The 2,006-nt window shown below is 73.0% G+C and carries 2 protein-coding genes; both read right to left on the reverse strand.

The annotated features are described in order from the left end of the window. Nucleotides 1-233 precede the first annotated feature (233 nt). Nucleotides 234-1,463 carry a glycosyltransferase gene (locus tag HUX53_RS39530; protein ID WP_176408382.1) on the reverse strand — a complete coding sequence of 410 codons (1,230 nt, stop codon included), beginning with the start codon at nucleotides 1,461-1,463 and terminating at the stop codon, nucleotides 234-236. A gap of 8 nt (nucleotides 1,464-1,471) precedes the next feature. Beyond that, nucleotides 1,472-1,864 (reverse strand): hypothetical protein, encoded by a 393-nt coding sequence (locus HUX53_RS39535; protein ID WP_176408383.1) that lies wholly within the window; start codon nucleotides 1,862-1,864, stop codon nucleotides 1,472-1,474. Between the last annotated feature and the right edge of the window lie 142 nt (nucleotides 1,865-2,006).

The raw sequence follows: 2,006 nt of genomic DNA on the forward strand, positions 1-2,006 counted from the left end.
GGGGCGGTCCGTCCGCCCAGGGACGCCAACGGCGCGCCGTGGCGTCCCTGGGCGGACGGACCGCCCCAGCCGCGCCCCCCGCACAACCCGCGCGTCAGACGAGAGATCACCCCGAACCCGGACGGCTCAGGCTGGTCCTGGACAGAAGTCCCAGACCACGACACCCCCTGACCCTCGTTGACCTGCGGCGTGTTGCCCTTATCGCGCTTCGGATAAGGGCAACACGCCGCAAGTCAACGGAGGAGTGAGTCGATGATCTGGCGGGCTTGGCCTACGCCGTCTTCGGCTCGGATCTGGTGTCCTAGGTCGTTCGCGCGGTCCGCCATCTTCTGCTCCTGGACGGCTTGGCGGATCTTGGACGCTAGTCGCGGCACGGTCAGCGCGCGGAACGGGAGCGGCTTCGGGCCCGCGCCCAGCGCCGCCACGCGCTCGCCCCAGTAGGGCTGGTCGCCGAAGAACGGGCACACCACGGTCGGCACGCCGGCCCGCAGCCCCGCCGCGGTCGTCCCGGCGCCGCCGTGGTGGACGACCGCCGCCATCCGCGGGAACAGCCACGAGTGCGGGACGTCCTGGACCGCGAGTGCGTCCTCGTCCGAACTCGCCGGATCACCCTGCACGATGCCGCGCACCCCGGCGAGCTTCAGCGCCGCCCGCACCGCCAGGGCGGTCACCTCGGCGTCCTTGGGGACCATGCTCCCGAACCCCACATAAACCGGCGCGGAACCGGCAGCGAGGAACTCGGCCAGCTCCTTGGGCGGCTCCCATTCGGGCTCGTCGAGGAACCAGTACCCGGTGAGGTGCAGGTTCGGGCCCCAGTCCTTCGGCCGGGGGACGACCACCGGGCTGAAGCACGCCAGCACCGGACCGTCCGGCCGCCGGCCCCGCAGCGGCAGCCGCGGCAGGCCCAGCGACTCGTCCCGCCACGGGTTGATGAAGGGGCGCGACAGCTGCCACGCGATCTGGTCGACGGCCCGGAAGCTCGCCCGCCTCGCCCACGGCCCGAGCGCCCGCGCCTGCGGGACGAACGGATGCGGGAACGCGCCCGTCGGCTCGCTCGGCTGAAAATGAATCAGCGCCCAAGGCACCCGGAGATGCTCACCGATATGACGCGGAAGGAATCCGAGCGTAGGCCCCAAGATGAGGTCCGCGCCCTTACAAGCGTCGAAACACTCGGCCAGCAACCGTTCGGCCATCGGCCCGAGGATGCGCCGGAACCCGCCGAGGAACTTCACCGGATTTCGTCCGCCGGCGAGCAACTCCTGCCCGGCGTCCGATTCCAGGATCTCGGTCGGATCGGCCGTCAGCGGAGCGAGTTCCAGGCCCGCCGCGACGGCCATCGGCGCATACCGCGCGCTCGCCACGAGCCGCACCTCGTCCCCGCGCGCCCGCAGCGCCCGGCCGAGCGCGACGCAGGGCTGGATGTCCCCCCGCGACCCGGCCGCGAAGATCACGATTCTGCTCACGGTGCCTCCTACCAGGCGTCGCTGCGCGGCATGGCCTGCGATTCCTCCGCCGGCTCCGCGTCTGGGACATAAGGCTCGTACCACCCGTCGGGCGGCGCCGGCCGCTCCCCGTCGAGCACCTCGTCCCCGGCTTCCGGCACCGGTGGCGGGACCTGCCCGCTCACAGCGTCCTGCTCGGCCTCCGTCGGACGCCAGGACGCCCGCAACACGGCCGGCTCCGCGCCCGCCTCGGTCCGGTTCGCGTCGCGGGGGCCCCGGGGTGCGTCGGCGGCCGGTGCCGTGCTCGGCTCGTCCGTGTCGCCGGTGTTCTCCGGTGTGCTCGCTGCCGCCGGCGGCCGGGCGCCGGGGTCGTTGCGGCCGGATACCTGTTCTGTGGTGGTCTTGGCCGGTGGGAAGCCCATGCCGCCGGTCGGACGCGTTCCGGTGGGCTCTCCCGCTCGTCGGCGAGCGCCGGGAGGGGGGTGGTCGGGCCGGCGGGGTCGGTGGCTTCCCCCCGGCCAAGACCACCACCGGTCTCTTAGACACATCTGACGCTGCCGACGA

The organism is Actinomadura sp. BRA 177, assembly GCF_013372625.1.
Taxonomy (GTDB): Bacteria; Actinomycetota; Actinomycetes; order Streptosporangiales; family Streptosporangiaceae; genus Spirillospora.

Excerpts from the sequence above, each read along its gene's own strand:
- HUX53_RS39535 (WP_176408383.1), bottom strand. The coding sequence starts at position 1,864 with ATGGGCTTCCCACCGGCCAAGACCACCACAGAACAGGTATCCGGCCGC.